This window comes from Clostridium rectalis (genome assembly GCF_900626095.1).
Taxonomy (GTDB): Bacteria; Bacillota; Clostridia; order Clostridiales; family Clostridiaceae; genus Clostridium_AS; species Clostridium_AS rectalis.
The window spans coordinates 192263-216625 of sequence record NZ_UYZZ01000002.1 but is presented as its reverse complement, the minus strand read 5'-3'; the positions used below and the strand labels follow the sequence as shown (position 1 = coordinate 216625).

General features: G+C 28.1%; 5 protein-coding genes. All 5 read left to right on the top strand.

The window, feature by feature from the left end; all coding sequences use genetic code 11:
- The first annotated feature begins 287 nt into the window (after positions 1-287).
- The 5 genes from EJL03_RS03710 to EJL03_RS03690 are packed head-to-tail and all read left to right on the top strand — an operon-like array spanning position 288 to position 24363.
- On the top strand, positions 288-9746 hold the full coding sequence (locus tag EJL03_RS03710) for a non-ribosomal peptide synthetase (RefSeq protein ID WP_125152628.1): 9459 nt from the start codon (positions 288-290) through the stop codon (positions 9744-9746).
- Positions 9739-17361 (top strand): non-ribosomal peptide synthetase, encoded by a 7623-nt coding sequence (locus EJL03_RS03705; RefSeq protein WP_125152627.1) that lies wholly within the window; start codon positions 9739-9741, stop codon positions 17359-17361. Before EJL03_RS03710 ends, EJL03_RS03705 begins: the two co-directional genes overlap by 8 nt.
- Complete coding sequence (locus EJL03_RS03700; RefSeq protein WP_125152626.1) at positions 17361-22991, top strand: non-ribosomal peptide synthetase; 5631 nt, start codon at positions 17361-17363, stop codon at positions 22989-22991. The genes EJL03_RS03705 and EJL03_RS03700 overlap by 1 nt, the downstream gene beginning before the upstream one ends.
- Positions 22988-23680: a 4'-phosphopantetheinyl transferase family protein gene (locus tag EJL03_RS03695; RefSeq protein WP_125152625.1), complete on the top strand. Its 693-nt coding sequence runs from the start codon at positions 22988-22990 to the stop codon at positions 23678-23680. Before EJL03_RS03700 ends, EJL03_RS03695 begins: the two co-directional genes overlap by 4 nt.
- Positions 23677-24363, top strand: a complete 687-nt coding sequence (locus EJL03_RS03690) for a thioesterase II family protein (RefSeq protein ID WP_125152624.1) — start codon at positions 23677-23679, stop codon at positions 24361-24363. The genes EJL03_RS03695 and EJL03_RS03690 overlap by 4 nt, the downstream gene beginning before the upstream one ends.

Sequence of the window (24363 nt, the reverse complement as noted above, 5' to 3'; positions counted from 1 at the left end):
GTAATAATGAAGATATTTATAAAATTATAATATTTTTTCTTTCATCCTAATATAAACAATAAGAAAAAGTCATAATATTAAGTTTATGCGTATAATTTTAAATGTATTTTGGGGCTATAAAATATATTTAAATAAGATTCCAATCAATGAGTAATTATATTAAATTAATTTATATGAGCATTGGATATATACTAACACGGAAATATAAAATTTTATCAAAAATATTATTTAAATAATTCAGATTTTTGCGTTTAAGATATGGCATAAATACAAAAGGGGGAAATGTTATGAAAAATACTGTAGATAAAATAGATATTAATGATGGCAAAATTGTAGAATTAAAGAAAAAAAATAATAATGAAACTTTAATTGATTTTTTTTATAATCAACTAAAACAGAATCCTAATAAAGTTGCATTATCAATAAAAGATAGAAGTTACTCATATTATGATATAGATATAATGTCAAATGCTATTGCCTTAGAAATATCTAAAAAGAACTTTACTCCTAAATCAGTTATTGCAGTACTTATAGGAAGATCAGAAAATATGATTACAAGTATTTTGGCTATATTAAAGGCTGGTCATTCGTTTTTACCAATTGATGTTAATTTGCCTGAGAATCGAATTAAGCATATTATTTTAGACAGTGGTGCAAAGATGGTACTAATTGAAGAGGAGAATAATAAGAAGTTATTATCAAATTTGTCTAATTTAAAAAATATAATTATTAATACGAAAGATCAAAGTGAAATAGGCCCTATTACTAGTATGTCATCAGAGGATGTTGCGTATATTCTTTACACATCTGGTACGACCGGCAGACCAAAGGGTGTAATGGTAAAACATATGGGTATTGTAAATTTTATAAAATGGAAAGCTAAACATGCAAATTTTACAGAAAACTCAGTAATGTTACAAAAGGCTACCTGCTCTTTTGATGCGGCAGTAGGAGAAATTTTTTTAGCTTTATTTGCGGGAGTGGAACTTCGTTTATTAACAGAGGATGAAAATAATGATTTTGGTTTGTTACTTAATGCTATTAGAAAATATAAAGTTACACACATGGTAATGGTTCCTACTGTACTTTCAGCTCTGTTAGATTATAGTAGCAGATCTAAAATGGATGATTGTTGGGAAAGTTTAAAAAAGCTTTATGTAGTAGGAGAAGCGTCAACTATTGAATTTCTTAAAAAGTTTTGTAAAGTAACTAAAAAATCCCTCTCAATAATCACAAATTTATATGGTCCAACAGAGAGCTCAATTTGTACTACATACTATGATTTTTCAACATTTGAGGCTTTAGAAGAGGGGATACCTATTGGCAAGCCCTTGCCTAATATTAATGTATATGTAATGTCACAAAGCAATCAGTTATGTGATATTGATGAGGTAGGTGAATTGTGGATTGGTGGAATTGCTGTTGCTAAAGGGTATATAAATAATGAGGAATTAAATAAAACTGCATTTATAGAGAATCCTTTTTGTAAAGACTCTAAAGTTTATTGTACTGGAGATTTGGTAAAGAGGCGTTCAGATGGGAATCTTATTTTTATGGGAAGGTTAGATAATCAAATTAAAATTAATGGGCAACGTGTTGAAATTGAAGAAATAAGAGATAAATATTTAAAATATAGTTCAATTGAAGAAGTAGCCATTGTTCCAATGAAGGATGATTACAATAATATATTCTTATGTGCTTATTATATATGTAAAGATGAATTAAATGTAGAGTCTTTAGAAAGTTATTTGAGAAAATCTATACCGGAATATATGGTACCAAGATATTCCATAAAAATAGATTCATTTCCTTATAATATAAATGGAAAATTAGACATAACACTGTTGCCTAATCCAAGTAACAGTGCTAAAAGTACCCAATATATTGCAGCAGAAGGAGAAAAAGAAGAAGTTATCCTTTCAGTATGGGAAAATGTCTTAAGGATTTCACCAATAAGTGTATATGATAACTTTTTTAAGTTAGGTGGAGACTCAATTAAGGCTATATGTGTTGCATCAAAATTAAGAGAAAAAGGATTTACTATACCTTTTCAGGAAATTATGATGAAAAAAACTCCTAGGGATATTGCAAAGCATTTAGTGAAAATAGAAAAATTTAGGGGAGATAATTATAAAATATCAGGTGAAGTTCCACTAACACCTATACAAAAACAATATTTAACTAGCCAATTAGAAAACCCTTCACATTTTAATCAAACTTTTTTATTAAAAGGCTGTAATTTGAATTTAGGTGCACTTAAAACGGCAATGCAAAATATTGTAAAATATCATGATATGCTTCGTGCTACTTACAATGGAAATAAACAAATTGTTTTACCCATAAAAGATGCAGCAGTAGACTTTAACGTATATAATTTAGAATCTTTTATGAGTAAAGAAGAAGTTAAAAAGAAAATATTAAAGATAGATAGGGATATTCAATCAAATATTGATATTACAAAAGGACCCTTGGTTAAGACTGTGTGCTTTATTCATGATAAAATTACTTATGTTTTGCTGGCTATACATCATCTGGTAGTAGATGGTATATCATGGAGAATAATAATAGAAGATTTAAATACTGCATATAAGCAATTGATAAATAAAAATCCAATTGATCTTCCAATGAAAACTACGTCTTTTTTAGAATGGGCAAATAATTTAAAAAAATTTAGTAAAACAGATATAATTTCAAGTGAAATTGATTATTGGAATAAAGTTTCTGAAAATACTAATTTTTCTTATAAAGGAAAAGAAAAAGAAGCTGATTATGGATTTGGAAAAGAGGTTTTAATTCTTTCGAAAAATTTTAAAAAGAATCTATTTGAGAGGGCGCTGAAACCATATAATTTAAAAATTAATGATATTTTGCTTACGGCTCTTTTTAGAGCAATAAATACAGTAACCGGCAACACTACAGTAAGTGTGTGCATGGAAGGTCATGGCCGTGAGAGACTACATATACCAATATCTATAGAAAGAACCGTGGGATGGTTTACAACGATTTTTCCAGTAACAGCATCTAATATTGGTAAGTCTATAAAAGAGGATATTTTAAATACTAAAGAGACTTTGCGAAGAGTACCTAATAAAGGCATAGGATATAGTGTAATTAAAGCATATAGAAGTTCTGAACTGTTGGAGCATAGTTGTGATATTACATTCAATTATTTAGGTGAATTTGATTCAAAAAAAGAAGAATTCCCTATAAATATTGAGGAAATAGAATTTGGTAATGAAATAGATCCTAAAAATCGTTTTGGTACACCAATTACTATAGATGGTTCTATTGTTGAAGGACATTTGGAATTTGTCTTCCAATATTATAAGGGGTATTGTAATCATGCTTTTGTGGAAGAAATTAAGAACTGTTTTTTGACAGAATTAAAAGCATTAGTGAATCATTGTATTGATTGTGTAGAAAGAATAACTACGCCTTCAGATGTTGGGGAAATGGATTGGTCAATTAAGGAGTTTAATAACTTTCATCAATATGTAAATGATAAAAATCAATCTATTCAGACTATTATACCTCTTACATCAATGCAGGAAGGAATTTTATACCAATATATTTCAAAGCCTGATAGTAAGAACTATGTTATTTTATCAAAATATGTTTCTAACAAGGATATAGATCCTGAATTATTTGAAAAAAGCTTGTCGTTGCTAATAAAGAGACATCCTTCTCTCAGAACAAAAATTATTTTTTCTAATGTTTCGGTACCTAGACAAGTTGTTTTTAAAGACTATAAAGCGGATTTTAATTATATTGATTTATTGGGTGATTATGAGAGTACTAAAAAATATAATTCAATTTTATCTAATTTATCTAAAACAATATTTGATTTACAAAATGATAAACTTATAAAGTTTATTTTGATTAGACGTTCAACTAACAATTATGAACTAATTTTACTTTTTCACCACATAATTATAGATGGTTGGTGTACTTCTATTATATTGAGAGATTTATGTTATTATTATTATTTATTAAAATCAGGACAGGATTTTTCAATCCAATTAGAAGATACAAAATCAAATAATTTATTTGAAGAATGGATAAGAAAGAAGAATAGTTTTACTTATGAGCAGGATTTATTATATTGGGATAGTCTTTTATATGACTATAATAAAAAAGCTGAGATTAGGCCAGAGTATTTAGAAAGATCAATGAGTAAGAAGAAAAATGAAATATTCAGAACGTTGTCTTTTGAAGATAGTAACAGGATTCGTTCAATATGTAAAAATAAAAATATTACTCCCAATATTTTCTTTGAAACTGCTTGGGGAATATTATTACAAATATACAATAATTCAAAGGATGTTGTTTTTGGTAGAGTGGTGTCCGGAAGGAATTCACAAATATCCCAAATCAACGAGGCTTTAGGGTTATTTATAAATACAATACCTGTTAGAGTTCAATTTGAAGGTAAAGAAAGAGTTTACAATTTAATGGAAGATATGCAGAAACAATATTTACAGAGCAGTAATCATGATGAAGTTTCTTTAGCAGATATTCAGAACCAATCATTATTAGGTGGGGACTTAATTCATTCACTTGTTGCCTTTGAAAGTTATGAGGAGGTTGAAAACCTGAAGGCAGATGAATTAGACTTAAAATTTTTAGAGACAATAGAGTCTGTTAGTATTCCACTAACAATTGATATTATTTCAAAGGATAATTACAGTATTAAATTTTTATACGATAACTCATTGTATGATGAAACAGAAATCCAAAGGGTAAGTGATAATTTTATACGTCTTATTTCATTGCTTTATAAAAATATTGAAACTTCATTGGATAAAATCAATATAATTTCTGAAATTGAGAAGAATAAAGTTTTATTTGATTATAATAAGACCTCAACAAAATATCCTAGTAAAAAGAGTGTAATAGATTTATTTGATGAAGTAGTTTTAAAAAGACCAAATGATGTTGCTCTTAGTTATAAAAAAGAAAGAATTACTTATGCTGATTTAAATAAGAAGGCAAGTAATATTGCTAGTAAATTAATTGAAATAGGGGTTAATAAGGGAGATATTGTTGGAATTTCTGCTGTTAAAAGATACGAAACACTTATAGGATTGTTGGCTATTTTAAAAGCTGGTGCAGCATATTTGCCATTAGATCCTAAGGAACCTTTAGAGCGATTAGAATATATGGTATCTAATAGCGATATGGTTGCGTTTTTGACATATAAGGATTTAGAAATAAGTTCCATTAATGAAGATATATCTGTAAATAAAATATATCTTGATTCAGTACAAAACAACGATTTCTTAAATAATGTAACTATTCAATCTGAACCAGATAGTCTGGCGTATGTTATGTATACCTCTGGAACTACAGGAAATCCAAAAGGAGCAATGATTACACATAATAATATTGTGAGATTGGTTAAAAATACAAACTATGTGGATTTTAAAAATATTAAAACATTGCAAATTGGCTCATTATCTTTTGATGCGTGTACATTTGAGATATGGGGAGCATGGTTAAATGGGGGTGAAGTTTACTTACCTAGTAATGAAGTTTTACTTAATGCTGGGGAGTTAAAAAGTACTATTAAAAATAATAATATTAATACAATGTTCGTTACAGTGGCGTTATTTAATCAATTAATTAATGAAGATGTCCACACTTTTGAAGGACTAACCCAATTATTGGTTGGTGGAGATAAAGTTTCTAGAAAACCAGTTGTTGATTTTCTTAATAACAATCCTCATGTAAAATTTATAGATGCGTATGGACCTACTGAGAGTACTACTTTTGCTTTATGCCAAGAAGTACATATTCCTGTTCCACAGGATATACCAATTGGAAAACCCATTTCTAATACTAGGGCATATGTTTTATCAGGAAATAGAATTCAAGGAATAGGAATGTTAGGAGAGCTTTGTTTGGGTGGAGATGGTGTTGCCAATGGATATATGAAATTGCAAGAACTCACAAAAGAGAAATTTATACTTCATCCTGAATTACCTAATGAAAAAATATATAGAACAGGAGATTTAGTTAGATGGTTAAGTAATGGAACTATTGAATATATTGGAAGAATTGATAAACAGGTTAAAATTAGAGGGTTTAGAATAGAAATTGGAGAGGTATTAAATGCTTTAAAATCATTAGATATAGTAAGTGATGCATTTGTTAAAGTGATTGACAGTAGTAACGGTAATTATTTATGTGCATATATAAAAGGAAATACTACTTATAATATAGAGTTTGTCCGTTCAAAGTTACTTGAAATAATTCCTGAATATATGATTCCAGAGGTAATTATGGTTGTAGATAAATTTCCTTTAAATAAAAATGGGAAAATAGATACTAATAAGTTACCAAGCCCAATAATTGAATCTAATGAAAATTATGTAGAACCAAAAACAACTACACAAAAAAGTGTTGCAAAAGCGTTTGAAAAAGTACTTGGAAAAGTAAATGTAGGATTAAAAGATGATTTTTTTACACTAGGAGGACATTCAATAAAAGCTATGTCTTTATCAAGCCAGATAGATAAATTATTGGGGGTTCGTCCTTTAATTTCAGATATTTTTGAGGCAAGAACAGTTGAAAAAATTGCTGATATTATTGAGAAAATGGATAGTAAAAGCAATACCTTTCAATCATTAAACATAAAAAAAGATGTACAAGTTGAGATGAGTCCAGCTCAAAAACGTATCTATATGTCTACAGAGTTGGATAATAGTGGAGTGATTTATAATATTCCAATTTTGATTGAACTAGATGGTGAAATTAATCTAGAAAAATTACAAGAGGCAATTGATACTATGTGTAGAAGACATGAAATATTTAGAACAAACTTTGTAGTATCAAATAAAGATTTTATTCAGGTGGTAAAAAAAGAAGTAAAAGTTCCTTTGATGGAACTAACCGTTGATTGTGAAAATTTTTTAATTAATGTATTAGATTTAAGGAAGCCTTTTAATCTTGAGAGTGAACCTTTAATCCGGGTATATCTTTTAACTGTGATAAATGGTAACAAATATGTTTTTTTCGATATTCATCATTCTATTTTCGATGGAGGATCAGTTTCAATCTTTTTAAAAGAGCTTAGTACGTTATATAACCATAGTGAAATTAAACCTCTTAAGTATCAATATAAGGATTATTCAACATGGATTAATGGTAAAGATCAGAGTAGAGAAAAAGAATACTGGTATCAAAAATTGAGTGATTATGAAGAAACTTCTGAATTAATGCTAGATTTTCCTAGAAATAAAAGGGCGTCTTTTAATGGAGATACTGTAGTTTTAAAATTAGAAGACACAATATCTAAAAAGGTAAATGATTTTTCTAATACAAAAAAAATTACACCTTATATTGTATTTATATCTTGCCTTGAAACTTTAGTTTCACGTTTATCAAGAAATAATAATGTATCTATCGGCACAGCTCTATCTGGAAGGGATAATTCATTTACCTCCGATATGATTGGTATGTTTGTAAATACAGTTGTGATACACTCAATAATTGATTCTTCAAAAAATTTCTTAGAATTAGTTCATTTGACACAACATACTTTTTTAGACGCGTATAGAAATCAATATTATCCATTTGAATCTATTGTTAAGGATTTAGGTGTAAATAGAACAATTTCTAAAAATCCTATTTTTGATGTAATGATAGCTATGGAAAATCTTGATTTAGAAGATTACAAGTTTGGAACGACCAATTTTAAATTATTGGAATTACCAAATAAGACTGCTAAATTTGATTTAGTTCTTACAGTTAAAGAATTGCAAGGTCAATATAAATTATGTTGGGATTATAATATTGATTTGTTTAAGAAAAGCACAATTGAAAGAATAGCAAATAGTTTCTATACTTTCTTAAAGCAAGCACTTGAAAACCCAACTTTGGAAATTTCCAAACATACGGGAATTAATGCATTTGAAGAAAACAGATTATTAAAAGAATTTGTACAAGGGGAAAAATGTGAAATTACAAATAGTACAGCTGTTGAATTTTTCGAGAATCAGGTTAAAAAATCACCCTATTCAATAGCAATTTCCTTTAAGGATTTCAGTATGTCTTATATGGAATTAAATAAGGAAGCAAATAAAATAGCACGTAAATTAAGAGATGAAGGGGTACGTTCTGGAGAAGTAGTTGGATTATTTACTAATCGTTCTATTGAGATGATAATTGGTATTTATGCAATTTTAAAGGCGGGAGCTACATATTTACCTATTTTACCAGATTATTCAGAAGATAGAATTAATTATATGTTGGAAGATTGTAATGTATCTGTAGTTCTTTCTAACATTAATCCAGAACTTAATTGTAAATATAAAGTAGTAGATTTTTATTCTGCTAAGGATGTGTCTAATTTAAATCTTAATATAAATGGTGAAAGCATGGCCTATATAATTTATACATCAGGTACCACTGGTAAACCTAAAGGAATAGCTGTTAGTCATAATAACCTAATGAATTTAATTCAATGGCAAATGAATGATGCAAATATTGGTCCAAGTAGTGTGATACTTCAAAAATCTAATTATATATTTGATGCATCAGTTTGGGAAATTTTTCTTTCTACTCAATCAGGTGGTTGTTTACAATTATTGTCTGATGAAGAAAATGCTGATTTAATAAAAGTTTTGGAAGTGATTACAAAATCAAAAACAACCCATATGTTAATGGTTCCAACAGTCTTTAGTTATTTACTTGATACTTTAGAAAAATTTAAAGGAAACTATAGCTTGGATTCCTTGAAAATTATATTTTTGGGAGCGGAAAGTGTAAATGTTGAATTAATAGAAAAATATAAAAGAGTTACAGGTAAAAATCTATCTACATTGAGAAACTTATATGGACCTACAGAATGTACAGTTTGTGCTACTTGTTTTGATTTTTCTAATTTTAATAAATCACAAAAAATACCAATTGGTCGTCCAATTGCCAATGCAAAAATTTATATTCTTGGACCAAATAATGAAATTTGTAGCATAGGTGTTCCAGGGGAAATTTGTATAGGAGGTAAGGGTGTTTCTAAAGGGTATATAAATTTACCTGAAGAGAATAAAAAATCATTTATATTAAATCCAATTATTAATGAAGGCATAATTTATAAGACTGGAGATTTAGGTTATTGGGATAATAACGGAAATATTATTTATTTAGGAAGAGAAGACAATCAAATTAAAATTAGAGGATTCCGTATAGAATTGGAAGAAATAAGGTCTACGATTATGGAAATTAATAATGTTGAGGAAGCAGTTGTTGTAGTTTATAGAGAATATAATGATATGTTAGTTGCTTATTTTATTGGAGATGCTGATGTAAAAAAAATAAAATCATATATTTCTAAAAAATTACCAGAGTATATGCAGCCATCAAAGATAATTTCCTTAAGTCATTTTCCAACAACTAAAAGTGGAAAACTTGATAAAAAAAATTTACCAAAACCGAAACTAATCCATAAAAATATTATTTTACCTAATAGTAAAGAAGAAGATGCCTTATGTAGTATTTATAAAGAAATTTTAAATCTTAAAGAAGTTAGTGTAAATGATAGTTTCTTTAATTTGGGAGGACATTCACTTTTAGCAACATCATTATCTAGAAAAATTGAACAAGTGTTTAGTAAGCATATAACTTTGAGAGATATTATTGAAAATTCAACAATTAAGGAGTTAGCGGCTTTAGTAGAAAGTAGAGAGTTAATTTGTAAAAAAAGATCTAAAATGAGTAAGGCAAAGGAGGTTATTATCAATGAATAAGGTTTATATGATGAGTTCATCTCAGAAAAGAATTTATGCATTGTACCAAGTGGATAAAAATAGCATAAACTATAATATTCCATTAGTTATAACAACTAAAGGTTCATTTGATTACGGTAATTTACAAAGTGCTTTTAAGGCACTTTGTAAACGCCATGAACCTTTTCGTACTTCATTTGATATTAAACAGGATAAGTTTTTACAGATTATCCATGAAAAAGTTGATGTTCAAGTGGATTTTGCAAAATCAAGTATAGAGGATATTGATAAAGACATAGAACAATTTGTTAAATCTTTTGATTTATCCAAAGCTCCTCTTATTAGAATGAAGTTAATTGATTATGGTAATAATGGTCAGGCTTTGATGATTGATACACATCATATTATCTTTGATGGTACTTCTTCGCAAATACTTCTTGAAGAATTAGATTATTTATATAAGGGTATTGATTTACCAGATATTGAACTGCAATTTAAAGATTATGCTGCTTGGCATAACTCACTTGATTTTCAAGATGAGGAGAAGTACTGGAATGAGCAATTAGGTAAAATAACTGATGAAACGGCTAAGCTTTTCCCAGTGGATTTTGCAAAGACATCTTACCAGAGTTTTAATGGGAAATCAATATTAAATTACATTGATAATGAAATGAGTAAGAATATATCAAAATTTTGTAAGGATAATTGTTTCACAGAGAATACCATATTTTTAACTACTTTAATGATTCTTCTTGCTAAATATAACTATGCTGATAATTCTGTAGTAGGAATTCCTACGCAAGGTCGTTCCCTTAGTGAAACAGAAAATATGATAGGAATGTTTGTTAATTCTATTTTTGTACATTTGAATATAGATAAAAACAGTAGTATTATTGACCTTCTTCAACATGTTCATGAAGCGAGTCTTAATGGTTTTGAAAATCAAGAATATCCCTTTGAATTGATAGCAGAAAAGATGAAAAATGAACGTGATTTTACTAGTAATCCAGTGTTTAATACAATGTTTTCATATGAGATAGCAAATTCAAAGCCCATAAATATTGGAGATTGTAGTTGCCAAATTTATCCTACTAATTTAGGTGTATCTAAATTTGATTTAACTTTAACAGTTAAGAAAGAAAGTAATTTAAGTTACTTATTGCATTGGGAATATAATACTGATTTGTATAAAGAAAAGACTATTGAGCAAATCTCTAGACATTTTAGAAATTTATTAAATAGTTTAATAAATAATGCATCTATTAGTGTAGCGGAAGTATCTTGTATATCATTTGAAGAAAAGAGATTAATTCTTAACAAAATATCACCAGGTTATAAGTCTAATATTAGACAGAGTAGCATAATTAGTACTTTTGAAGAAATTGTAGACCAATATCCTAATAATACAGCAATTATTTATGACAATATATATTTAACATATGAAGAGGTAAACAATTATGCTAATAATTTAGCAAAAAAATTAAAGGATAATGGTGTGAAAAAGGGTGATGTAGTTGGATTGCAAACATCTCAAACTCCAGAAATGATTATAGGTATTATTGCAATACTTAAAACAGGTGGCGTATATTTACCTATTGAATTGGACATGCCTATAAAAAGAGTTACTTATATGTTAGAAGAGTGCAAAGTGAAAAATATATTATATTATAGTAAATATAATAATTTAGAGAAAAAGGATAATATAAATTATCATTATATTGATATTAATAATCTCCTTACAGGAGTAACTTTTGACACTGTAATTACAACTAAAGATGATCCAGTGTATATAATATATACATCAGGAAGTACAGGGAAGCCAAAGGGCGTTTTGATTAAGAACGAAGGGCTCTCAAATTTAGTTAATTGGCAGATTAATCATGGCAAAATTAAACCATCAAGTGTAATCTTACAGAAGTCTACATTTATTTTCGATGCGTCTATTTGGGAGGTTTTTTCTGCTCTTTTAACTGGAGCAGCTATTCAACTTCTTACAACTGAAGAACAAAATAATTTCCTAGCATTAGTTAAATCTATAAAAACTCATAAAACTACACATATGTTGTTAATTCCCTCATTTTTCAATGAATATCTAAATTATTTAGAGGAGACACAAAAGGGAGGTGTATTTGATAATGTACAAAGGGTTTATGTAGGTGCAGAGGCGCTATCTTTATCATTAATAGAAAAATTTGAAAGAGTAACTGGTTTATCAAGATTAAAGCTTACAAATCTTTATGGGCCTACAGAGGGGACAGTAGTTACAACTTATTATGATTGTGAGAATGTTGATTCTAGTACATCTCCTCCCATTGGAAAACCTATTAATAATGTTAATATTTATATTATGGATGATGAAAATTTACTAGGGGTAGGAATGGTGGGTGAGATATGTTTTTCCGGGAAAAATGTATCGCCAGGTTATATAAATAATATTGCTCAAACCAATGAGAAATTTAAGTTCAATGCTGAGATTACTAAAAGAATTATATATAGAACTGGAGATTTAGGACGATGGCTTTCTGATGGAAATGTGGAGTATTTAGGAAGAATAGATCAACAAATAAAAATTAGAGGACACAGAATAGAACTTGAAGAAATTTCTTCAGTTTTAATGAATTGTGAGGGTGTGAAAGCAGCAATAACAACCACTAAAAAATATAAAAATTATGAAAAATTAGTTGCTTATGTAATAACAGAAGATCTTATATCCCCAAGAGATATAACAAAGCAGATTGGAAAAATATTACCGGATTATATGATACCAGATTCCATTATTATTGTTGATAAATTTCCTAAAACACCAAGCGGGAAAATTGATTATAAATCTCTTCCATTGCCAATGGAGGATAACCAAAAAGGTTATGTTCCACCTGTAACCGAAAAAGAAAAGACTATTACTGGGCTTTTAAAAACTATATTAAATGAAAGCAAAATAAGTATGGAAGATAATTTTTTACAGCTTGGGGGAGATTCAATTAAAGCTATACGTTTTAGTGCACGAATGAGGGAGTACCATTACCAAATTGATATTAGAAGTATTATGAATGCAAAATCAGTAAAGGAAATATGTCTGAAAGCAAAAACAATTAATGATGTTAAGTTGGTAAATAAAAATTTTGAGGGTAAAGTTCAGAGATCCCCAATACAGGAATATTTTTATAAACTTAATTTAAAAAGACCTAATCATTTTAATCAATCTATGTTGCTTAATTATAGTGGGGAGATTAATAAGGAGATATTAAAAAGGAGCTTTAATATATTACTTTCTCATCATGACATGTTGAGAATGACTGTATCTAATGGAGAGCAGTATATTAATTTATATAGAGAAAATACTAACTTTAGTTTTTATGAATTTAATATATCAGGTAGTGGTATAAATTTTCTAGGACAAGTTGAGGAAATAGGGAATAGTTTTCAATCTAAGTTTAGTTTAGCTGGAGAACCTTTGATAAAAGTTATTCTTTTTAAGGGAGAAGGAATATCATATGTTTGGATTATTTGTCATCATTTAATAGTTGATGCTGTTTCTTGGAATATAATTATTGATGATTTAAATCATATTTATACAGCTATAAAAAATGGGGAAGACATTAACCTACAAAAAACAACTTCATATTTGGAATGGGTAAAATTGTTAAAGGAATACTCTTTATCCTACGCTTCAAAAAAAGATTTAATTTTATGGCAAAATATTAATAAAATTTTAAAAAGAGTAAAGTTGTTTCCAAAAGTAGATGGAGAGAAAATAATTAGTAAAAATATTTCTTTCTCAGTTCCTATTTTAAAAGATGTTTATGAAATAAATAAGTATGGTTATTCATTCTTTCATTTGGTTATAGCAATAACTGTTCGTTCTATTAAGAAAATTTGGCAATTAGATGAAGTGCCTTTGACAATTGAGAGCCATGGTAGAGAGGATATTGGCTTTAATTCGCCTCTTGATCGAACTGTAGGATGGTTTACAAGCATGTATCCCATAGTGATTAAATCAGAAAATGACTTTAATGTGGATTTATATAATATAAAAGAAATTATTAATAGGGTTCCTTTAAATGGATTAAGTTATGGGGTATTGTCAACATTTGGGTCAGAACTAGAGAACATTACTTCAGATGTCTCAATTAACTACTTGGGGGAAGTAAATAGCGAAGGCGAAGGAAAATTCCACTCACTATTTAACATTGAAAGCTCAATTAAAAAGGAAGATATTAGTGAATATAATGCAATAAAATCACCACTTACAATAAATTGCTATGTTATGGACGGAAAGTTTAATTTTGATATTTTTTATCACAATCAGGTAATAAGTGATCATGAAATACAATCATTAAAATATGCTTTAAATTCAGAAATAAATGTTTTCACAAAGTCCCTAGATGATTTATATGTTAAAACTGCCAGTGATTACGGAGAATTGGAATGGAGTAATGAAGAATTTACCTCTGTTATAACAAATATTGAATCAAAAGGAGAGATAATTGATAAAATTATTCCATTAACTAATATGCAACAAGGTATGTTATATAGTAAAATACTAGATCCAGATTCTACAGCATATATAATTCAAACATGCTATTGCATTGATGTTAATTGTGATTTGGAATTATTAAAGGTGTCTTTTGAACTACTATGTGAAACTTATAGTGCTTTAAGAACTTCTATTTTTTATAGAGATGTAAAGATTCCTAGACAGGTTATTTTATCTAATCGTCAAATAGATTTTAAAATGATTGAAGTTTGCGAAAATGAACTTATTGAAGATATTTTATCTAAAACAAAGGAAGAACTTCTTAATAAAAAATATGATTTCGAAAAGGATAGTTTGTTTAATGTTGTTGTTATAGTAGATTCAAATTACAATAAATATCTAATAATTAATTTCCATCATATAATTATGGATGGATGGTGTCTACCAATAATTATTAATAAAACAAATGAATATTATAATAGATTATTTTGGGGGGAAAGTAAGGAGGATATCTCTAAAACAATAAAAAAAGATTTCGTACTTGAGCCATATATTAGAGAAATCAATAAACATAATAAGGATGTAGCACTTGATTACTGGAAAAATCTTCTTAAGGGATTTGACACACAAGGGAAATTTTTATCATCAGATTATCCTAAATACTCAGAAAATGAAGTTGAGGCATATTTCTACTCATTTACTGAAAAAGAAACTAAAGATATCCTTTCTTTTATATCAAATAATAAAATAACAGCTAACACGTTATTGGAGCTTGCTTGGGCGCTGGTATTACAAAGATTGTTTGGCGTTGATGATGTAGTATTTGGAAAAGTTGTTTCTGGTAGAAATGAAAATGTGGAAGGATTAATAGATGCTGTAGGCCTTTTTATAAATACAATTCCTGTTCGAATTGATCTTTCAAGTAATGTTAACATTACTGAGATGCTGCAAAAAATTCAGGAGCAAAGTAATAATAGTAGTAGTAATGATTTTTGTCCTTTATACGAAATCCAAAAAACTAGTAGTTTAGGGGAAAACTTAATTAATTCTACAATTGTATTTGAAAATTATGACTCTGGAACTACTGAAGAAGATAATTCACTTTTTAATCAGATTGAGAGTTATAGAGAACAGACTATATATCCAGTTGCATTAAGTGCCAATATATCAAAAACACTAAATATTAAACTTATGGTTGAAACTAAATCTTTAACTGAATATGATGCTAATATTATAATTAAACGTTTATGCAATGCAATAAGGGGAATTGTTCATCATAATAATAATTTTATGAATGATATTAAACTTGTAGATGAAAATGAATATAATAAGATTCTGATGGAATTTAATAATACATCTAATAAACTAAGTGATAAAACTGTTATTAACCTCTTTGAAGAAGCAGCTAAAAAAAATGCAAATGAAATTGCAGTTTCGGACAGTAATAATAAACTTACTTATACTGAATTAAGTAAAAAAGTAAATAATATTGCCCAATTTATTCTTGAAAAAATGGGTGATAAAAAAGGTGTTATAGGTGTAATTATGGATAGAAGTGCTTATACAATTCCTGTAGTTTATGGAATTATGAAAGCTGGATATACGTTTTTACCAATTATGCCTACGTTACCTTTAGAACGTATTGAATATATGCTAAAAGATAGTAATGCCAGCTTAGTTATTACTGAAGATAAATATATTGATTTTGCTGCTACTTTAGAAATTGACTATATAAGCTGTTACAATATTTTCAATAAATTCTTTTCAAAAATATTATTTCCAAATATTTCAGGTGAAGACAATGCTTATATTGTGTTTACTTCTGGAACTACAGGAAAACCAAAAGGTGTAATGGTTAAACATAAAGCGTTGTCCAATATGGTTCAATGGCAATCAAATTATTTAGGTTTTAAAGAAGGAAGTATTTTATTAGAGCAATTTGCCTTTGCATTTGATGGGGGAATTCCTGAATACTTTTCATCAATAATTAAAGGTGGTTTATTGGAAATAATCGATGATGAGGCAAGAAACAATTTTGATTATATTTTATCAAAGTTAAAAAATGCTACGGTTATTTTTGTTCCTTCATACTTAACTATTTTGCTTGACTATGTAGAGAAAAACGGAAAGGTAGAAGAGCTTTTATGTGCTAAACAGATTGGCGTTGCTGGTGAAGTAATTTCAGTGGCTTGTGCTAGAAAATTTTTAAAACTTACTAATAATAAAGTTTTGCTACATAATTTTTATGGACCAACTGAGGCAACTGTCTGCTCTACAGCATATACAATTGATAATAGAGAATACAACTCTATACCTATTGGGAGACCAATTGCAAATGTATCAGCTTTTATAAAGGGTAAGGATGGTAATCTTTGTGGTATAGGAATGCCCGGTGAATTATGTATAGGAGGATATGGACTTTCAGAGGGTTATATTAATAATAAAGAACTAACAGGTGAGGTGTTTACTTCACATCCTTTAGATAAAGAACAAAGAATTTATCATACTGGTGATTCTTCGATGTGGATGAAAGATGGAAATATTCGTTATATTGGACGTATAGACACACAGGTAAAAATTAGGGGATTGCGTATAGAAGTTGATGAGATTGCTTCTAAAATAAAAGAAATTCCTGAAATAATTGAAGCTATAGTAGTAGCTAAGAAAATTGAAGGAGATATCACATTGGTTGCTTATTTCACATCTAGTGAAGAGTTAAGTACTGAAAAAATAGAGGGAAAATTAAAGCAGAATTTACCAGAATATATGATACCAAAATACTATGTTAGAATATCTAAATTTGAAGTTACTCCAAGTGGAAAAATTAATATAAAGGATCTTCCAAATCCATATTTTAATAAAAAACATGAATTTATAAAACCTAAAGGGGAAACAGAAGAAAAAGTTGCAACTTGCTTCAAACAATTGTTGGAATTAGAGAAGGTTGGTGCCACAGATGATTTCTTTAAGCTGGGTGGACATTCTTTGAAAGCCACACAATTATCTAATTTACTAAGACAGGCTTTTAGAAAAAAAATACCTTTAAGTATGATAATGGAGAGCAGAACTGTAAGAGAGATTGCTAGACAAATAGATATGATTATTTCTAATAGTGCTGATGAAATTTCAGCAACAATAATGGTTGCAAAGGAGGATCTTTAATGGGGCAAAAAAGATATTTAATGAGTGAAGTGCAACAAAGATTATTTGCTACGGAAAAAATTTCAGGAGATAATATTGCATATAATATTCCTTCAATTTTTAGGATTAATGGAAAACTCAATAGGGTTAAATTTAAAAAAGCTTTAGAAAAAATGATACTGCGTCATGAAATTCTTAGAACACATTTTGAAATCGTAGAAGGAAAATTTTTTCAAATAGTTAATGATAAAGTTAATATTGATATAGAAATGTATATTTTGGGAAAAAATAAAATAAAAAATATTATTGATTCTTTTGTTCGTCCCTTTGATCTAGGACAAGCTCCACTTTTAAGAGTGGGGCTTGCTATAGGAGAGAATGAAGAGTTTTTAATGATTGATATCCATCATATAGTATTTGACGGTTCATCAGTTAGTATTTTTATGGAAGAATTATCAAAACTATATGAAGACATCTCTTTAGAGCCTTTAAAAATTCATTATAAAGATTATAGTGCATGGTTAAGAAGCCAGGATCAAACAGAATCAGAAGAATTTTGGTTGTCAGAGTACAAAGAACCAATTAAAGAAATAATTTTACCCTATGACTTTCCACCATCATCAAAGCAAAGCTTTTGTGGGGATATTGTTAAAAGAAAAATGGGTGTAAAACTTAGTAGTAATATTATTAATTTTTGTAAGCAAGTAAAGGCAACTGAGTATATGGTGATGATGGCATTATTTTCAAGCTTTATAGCAAAGCATAGTGGAGTTACTGATGTAGTTTTAGGAACAACTGTTGCTGGTAGAAATCATGTTGAAGCTGAAAATATGATTGGAATGTTTGTTAACACCTTAGCTATTCGAAATGAAGTAAATTTAAGTAAATCATTTTTTTCTTATGCGGAGCAAGTTAAAAGGAAGTGTATAAAAGCATTTGATTATTCAGACTATCCTTTTAATGAATTAGTCAATAAAGTAAATAATTTTCATAGTAAAAACAATAATTCTTTATTTAATATTATGTTTACTTATCAAAATACTGATTCAAGAGATAAGTTTAAGTTTAAGGATGTAGAATTAGAGCCATTTTTCTATGCACCTACTACTTCTAAATTCGATTTAACTTTTAATTTCGGATTTTCTAATAATACATTTGATATTATATGGGAATATAAATCTGATCTATTTAAAAAAGATACTATGGAACAGTATATTGATTATTTTATGGAGTATTGTTTTAATGTATTAAAAAATCCACTAAATACTATTTCAAATATAAATTTTTTAAATAAAGCAGAGGTAGAAAAAATTTTAGAATTTAGTACAAATAATTATATAGAAAAAAAAGATGATAGAACGATTATTAGTGTATTTAACGAAATAGTGAATAAATACAATGATAGTATTGCTATTGTGGATAACAAGATAAGCTTAAGCTATAGGGAGTTAGATGAAGCATCAGATAAAATAGCAAATATATTAATTAGTGAAGGTTTAGAATCTGAGCAATGTGTAGCAGTACAAGCATTTAAAAATTCAAATACAATTATTGGAATTATAGGCATACTAAAAGCCGGGTGTTCTTATTTAGCCATAGATCCACAGAATCCAATTGATAGAACAAAGTATATTTTAAAAGATAGTGGCTGTAAAGTAGTCTTAGTAAGTAATGAAAAGGAATTTTTAGTTGATAATATAAAAACACTAAATATAACACAAATGATAGATAACCATTCCCAAGTATTATTAAAGAAAAGGAAAGTAAAATATTTTGATACAGCATATTTAATTTATACTTCTGGAACAACAGGAAAACCAAAAGGTGCAATCATTCGTCACGAAAGTGTAATTCGTTTAGTGGTGGATGCCAATTATGCTGATTTTAAAAATTTAAAGCTTTTGCAATCAGGATCACTTGCCTTTGATGCCTCAACTTTTGAAATATGGGGCACATTGTTAAATGGTGGACAGCTGTATTTACCTGAAGAAGAGCAACTATCAAATCCAAATGATTTAAAACAATGTATAAAATTATATAAAATAAATACCATGTGGTTAACCGCAGCCTTGTTTAATCAAATGGTTTCTATTGATAATACAATTTTTAATGGTCTCAAACAGTTATTAATTGGAGGAGAAAAATTATCTGATTACCATATTAACCTTTTCTTCAAGAATAATAAAACAACTACTTTAATAAATGGATATGGTCCAACGGAATGTACTACTTTTGCATTAACACATAGAATAAATGGGTCAAAAGATGTGCCCATACCTATTGGAAGACCTATTAATCAAACTAAGGCATACATTTTACGAGATGATGAACTATGTGGTATTGGTATGCTAGGTGAATTATGTTTATCAGGGCCTGGTTTATCTTCTGGATATTTGAATCTACCTGAGCTTACTAAAAAAAGATTTGTAAATAATCCTATTTGTGCTAATGAGATAATTTACCGCACAGGTGATATTGTGAAATGGAGATGCGATGGTACAGTAGATATTATTGGTAGGAATGATGAACAGATAAAGATGAGAGGTTTTAGAATTGAATTAGATGAGATTACGAATTCAATTTTAGCTATTGAAGGAATAGAAGAAGCAGCAACGGTTGTTCAAGAGATTAATGGGGAAAAATACATTTGTTCATATATGTCTTCTAACTTAAATCTAGATACAGAAGATATTCGTACAATTTTAAAAACTAAATTACCAGGTTATATGATTCCCACACATATTATAAAGTTAAAAAAACTACCTCTTACTTTGAATGGTAAATTAGACAGAAAATCATTACCGTCACTTGAGATTAAAGGTAATAATCATATTATATTACAAGCTGAAACAAAAATGGAAAAGGATTTACTTGATATTGTTAGAGAAGTTTTAAAATCAGAGGATATATTTTTAAATAATGATTTTTTTGCTGTAGGTGGTGACTCTATTAAAGCTATAAGTATTGTTTCTAAGCTAAGAGATAAAGGCTATAATATCAGAGTTAAAGATATAATTAATAAAAGGATTTTAAAGGATATAACTAAAAGTCTTAAAAAGATTACTTTAGAAAACAAGAAAGAAAGTGAAGAAATATCAGAGTATTTTAAATTAACACCAATAATGAAAGAGTTTTTTTCTTTAAATTTAAAGGAACCAAATTACTTTAATCAATCTGTTTTATTAGAAACATCTTCTGATGTTAACAAAGATGGAATTAAATATGCCTTACAAAAAATTGTTGAAAGACATGACATACTTAGAGCTACATTCAATAAAAAACCATATATAGAAAGTATGAAGGAACATATAATTCCAGATGTTGCTATTTATAAACTATTTAATCTTAAAACTGATGAAGAGATTCAAAATACTATATTATCTTTAACAAAATTAGAGCAAAAAAGTTTAAATATTATAAAAGGTCCTTTATATCATGTTTCAGTAATTAAAACTGAAAGTATTAATTATATTTTTATTACAATACACCACATAGCTATTGACAGGGTGTCATGGAGTATTTTTTTAGATGAATTTATGCAATTTTATTCTGCATTTTTTAATAAAAATAAACATTTATATCTTCCAAAAACAATGAGGTTTTCACAATGGAGTAATGCGTTAAGCAAATACTCTAATGATAAAGAAATTCTTTGTAGTAAAAATTATTGGTTAAAAAAAATACAAGGGGTTAAGAGGTCGTATATTAATAAAATAGCATCAGAGGAAGAAGGGGAATTTCAATTTTTAAATAAGGTTTTATCTAACAAAGTTGCGGAGAGATTAAACTCATTGGTTTTATCACAAAATTTAGATTTAAGAACCTTGTTTTTAACGTCGCTAATCAGAGTAATCTCTCAAATCACTTCTAATTCAATTGTATCTATAAATTTAGAAGGGCATGGACGAGAGGAGTTTAATGAAACAATAGAATTAGATAAAACAATTGGATGGTTTACTACAATATTTCCATTTGTTGTAGAAAATATAGGTAAGGATTCTTATTTAGATTTACTAACGGTACAACATGAGCTGGATAATATACCTAATAATGGATTAAGTTATGGATTGCTAGTTAGCAATTCAAAATTAGAAAGAGCAAATGCCTGTGTTACATTCAATTACCATGGAAATCTTAATATAACTATGGAATCAAGTGAAATTTTTTCACCAAGCAATATTAGTTTCGCCTCAGAGATTTCTAAACATAATAAATTTGGAGCCCCATTATCGATAAATATGGCAAAGATTGGCAATAAATTCCAGGCTGTGGCGGCTTTTGATACTTCATATTTTCCTTTAGAGTGGGTAAAAAGTTTGTTAGGCTTATTTGAAAGTGAGATAAATAAAGTAGCTAGTTCTTATGAAATTCAAATAAATGAGATGTTATCATCAGATTTAAAGGGCATTTGTACTCATAAGGAAAGTTATTTGTCTAAACCAATTTGCAAAGCTGTAAATGTAGTAGGTCTTCAAGAACACTTTTTGAAAAATTTTGAAAACAATCTTGTGTTTTTTGAGTTAGAAAAAGTGGTATACCCACAAGATGAGCAGTTTTTTATTGAGCATTTAGTTCAGATTATAAAATCCCAGCCAGCATTACGTTCCTCTTTTATTTGCAATGAAAATAATTATAAAATTCAAGAGCACCAATTGGATTCAAACAGTTTACCTATAATGATATATGATGATACTCAAGCGTCAAGAAAATTAACAAACCTAATAAGAAAACATCATAAAAAATCTTTTGATATAGAAAATAGTTATAGGAAATCAAAGAGGTTAAATAGTATTGCTTTAATTAAACAATCAGAGAACAAATATATTATACATGTTATCGCTTCACATGCTGTTTGGGATAAAGAAAGTGAGGAATTATTTACTGAGGCAATAGGCAAAACAATTTTTACAAACTTAAATAATTCAGAAAAAACTTTTGAATTATCTACCATTAAAACAACTGATATAAGTTATAAGTATGAACTGGTGAAAGATTTTATTAAGATAAAAAACAGATATGTAAATTATTATCCACTAAATAATAAATATTCAGTAAGTTCATGCGTAATACCATTGAATAAAAAAATGCTTAATTATTATATGGAGCATACATGGAATGTTATTACAACTTTAGCTAGAACTATAATATTTGCAAACTCTAATGGAATGGATTTAATAATGCCAATACCAATTTACGTTGTTCAAAATGATAGACGTTTTCTACCAATGAAAGATTCTAATTCTATAGGGTGCTACCTAGATATATTGCCCTTAATAATTTGGCCTGAACAATCATCCATAGGCAACAGTATTTCCAACCAAATATGTGAAATGCAAAAAGAGAAATCTTTAAAATACATTAATTATTCTCATATTTTTACATCTGCTAATGAGAAGTATGATTTTCAACAAATTTACTCAATTAATAATCAGTCAATGTTTCAATGGGATATGAAGAAAGTTACCCAGGTACAAAACAACATTCAAATTGACAGAAGGGCTAAAGGACTAGAAATTATTTTTAGTTTATGTGAGAAAGGAATTTTCATTATTTATCCATTAAGTCATACTTGTAATGTAGATTTGCCTAGTATACTAATTAGTAAGTCTAATTCTATAGAACTAGAACTAGAAAAAAATAAAGAAAAATGAAGTATATGTTAGATACAGTTTTATATATAGATGATATTGAGTTGATTAAGTATGAGTATTTGCAACCATTAATAAAAATATTTTCACCTTCTGTAAAGGAAAGAATTAATTTTTATTACCAAAAACAAGACAAGAAGCTTAGTACTCTAGGGTATTTACTTCTTCATTATATGGTATATAGCCAATACAAAAAAAGTGAGAAAATAATAATAGAAACTGGAGTAAATGGAAGACCAGTTCTTAAAAATTATCCTAATATTGATGTTAATATTAGTCATTGTAAAAATTGTGTAGCTTGTTGCATTTCATTAGATTCTATTGGAATAGATGTACAGGATTTTGATGCATTTGAAGCACAGTGTATAGATATAGCCTGCCATAAAAATGAATTGCATATATTGCAAAATATTAGTAATAAAGAGGAGGTGAAAAGATTATTTATTAAATATTGGACACTTAAAGAATCAACGGTAAAAAGAAGTGGTGAAGGAATATCTGATTTAATAACTGACTTAAACTTTTCATTTGTTGACAAAGCAGGTAATGAATTTGTATCCAATGATCTTAAATATAGCGTAAGTGATCATAATGACTATTTTATAAGTGGATGTAGTACAAGAAGTTTTTTACAATTTAAAAAAATTTCAATGTTACATTTAATAAAAGAAATAAGGAGGGTATTAGATTGAAGCTTTTTATGTTACCTTATGCAGGATCAATTTGGAGCCCATATAACTGTTGGGAAGGTTTAACTAATGGCCGTATTGAGGTAGATATTATAGAATATAATGGACGAGGGAATCGACAAAAGTTCCCTTATCCAAAATCATGGGATGAATTAGTTAAAACTACTAGTAATCAAATAATTGAGAAAATGGTTAATGAAAAAGAAGATTATGCTATTTTAGGACATAGTATGGGTGCCAAAGTTGCTTATCAGGTGTATAGAGAAATTAGTTCTAATAAAAATATTTCCATTCCCAAATGTATATTTTTATCAGGAACGTCCTTACTTTCTAAAAATGACACAGAAATATGCAATAAATCAAGGGAGCAGTTTGAAAACTATTTTATAAAACTAGGAGGAATTCCTGAAATTGTCTTACGAGAACCGGAGTTAAAGGAGATTGTTTTTTCGTATCTATATGATGATGTACGTTTATTATCTCAATTTGATTACAATCAAGATTTTTCAAAAAAAGTATGTAGATTAACTGTACTAAATGGTGCAAATGATGCTATTGATTCACAGGAAAAATGGAATAAAGAGATGGGAATGGAGTGTGGTTATAAAGTATTTCCTGGAAATCATTTTTTTATTGAAGAATATGCTAAGGATATATTTGATTTTATTTGCAAAGAGTTATCTTGA

What these genes read in the sequence shown, in the direction of transcription:
- EJL03_RS03710 (WP_125152628.1), top strand. Translation starts at nt 288, where the DNA reads ATGAAAAATACTGTAGATAAAATAGATATTAATGATGGCAAAATTGTA.
- EJL03_RS03705 (WP_125152627.1), top strand. Translation starts at nt 9,739, where the DNA reads ATGAATAAGGTTTATATGATGAGTTCATCTCAGAAAAGAATTTATGCA.
- EJL03_RS03700 (WP_125152626.1), top strand. Translation starts at nt 17,361, where the DNA reads ATGGGGCAAAAAAGATATTTAATGAGTGAAGTGCAACAAAGATTATTT.
- EJL03_RS03695 (WP_125152625.1), top strand. Translation starts at nt 22,988, where the DNA reads ATGAAGTATATGTTAGATACAGTTTTATATATAGATGATATTGAGTTG.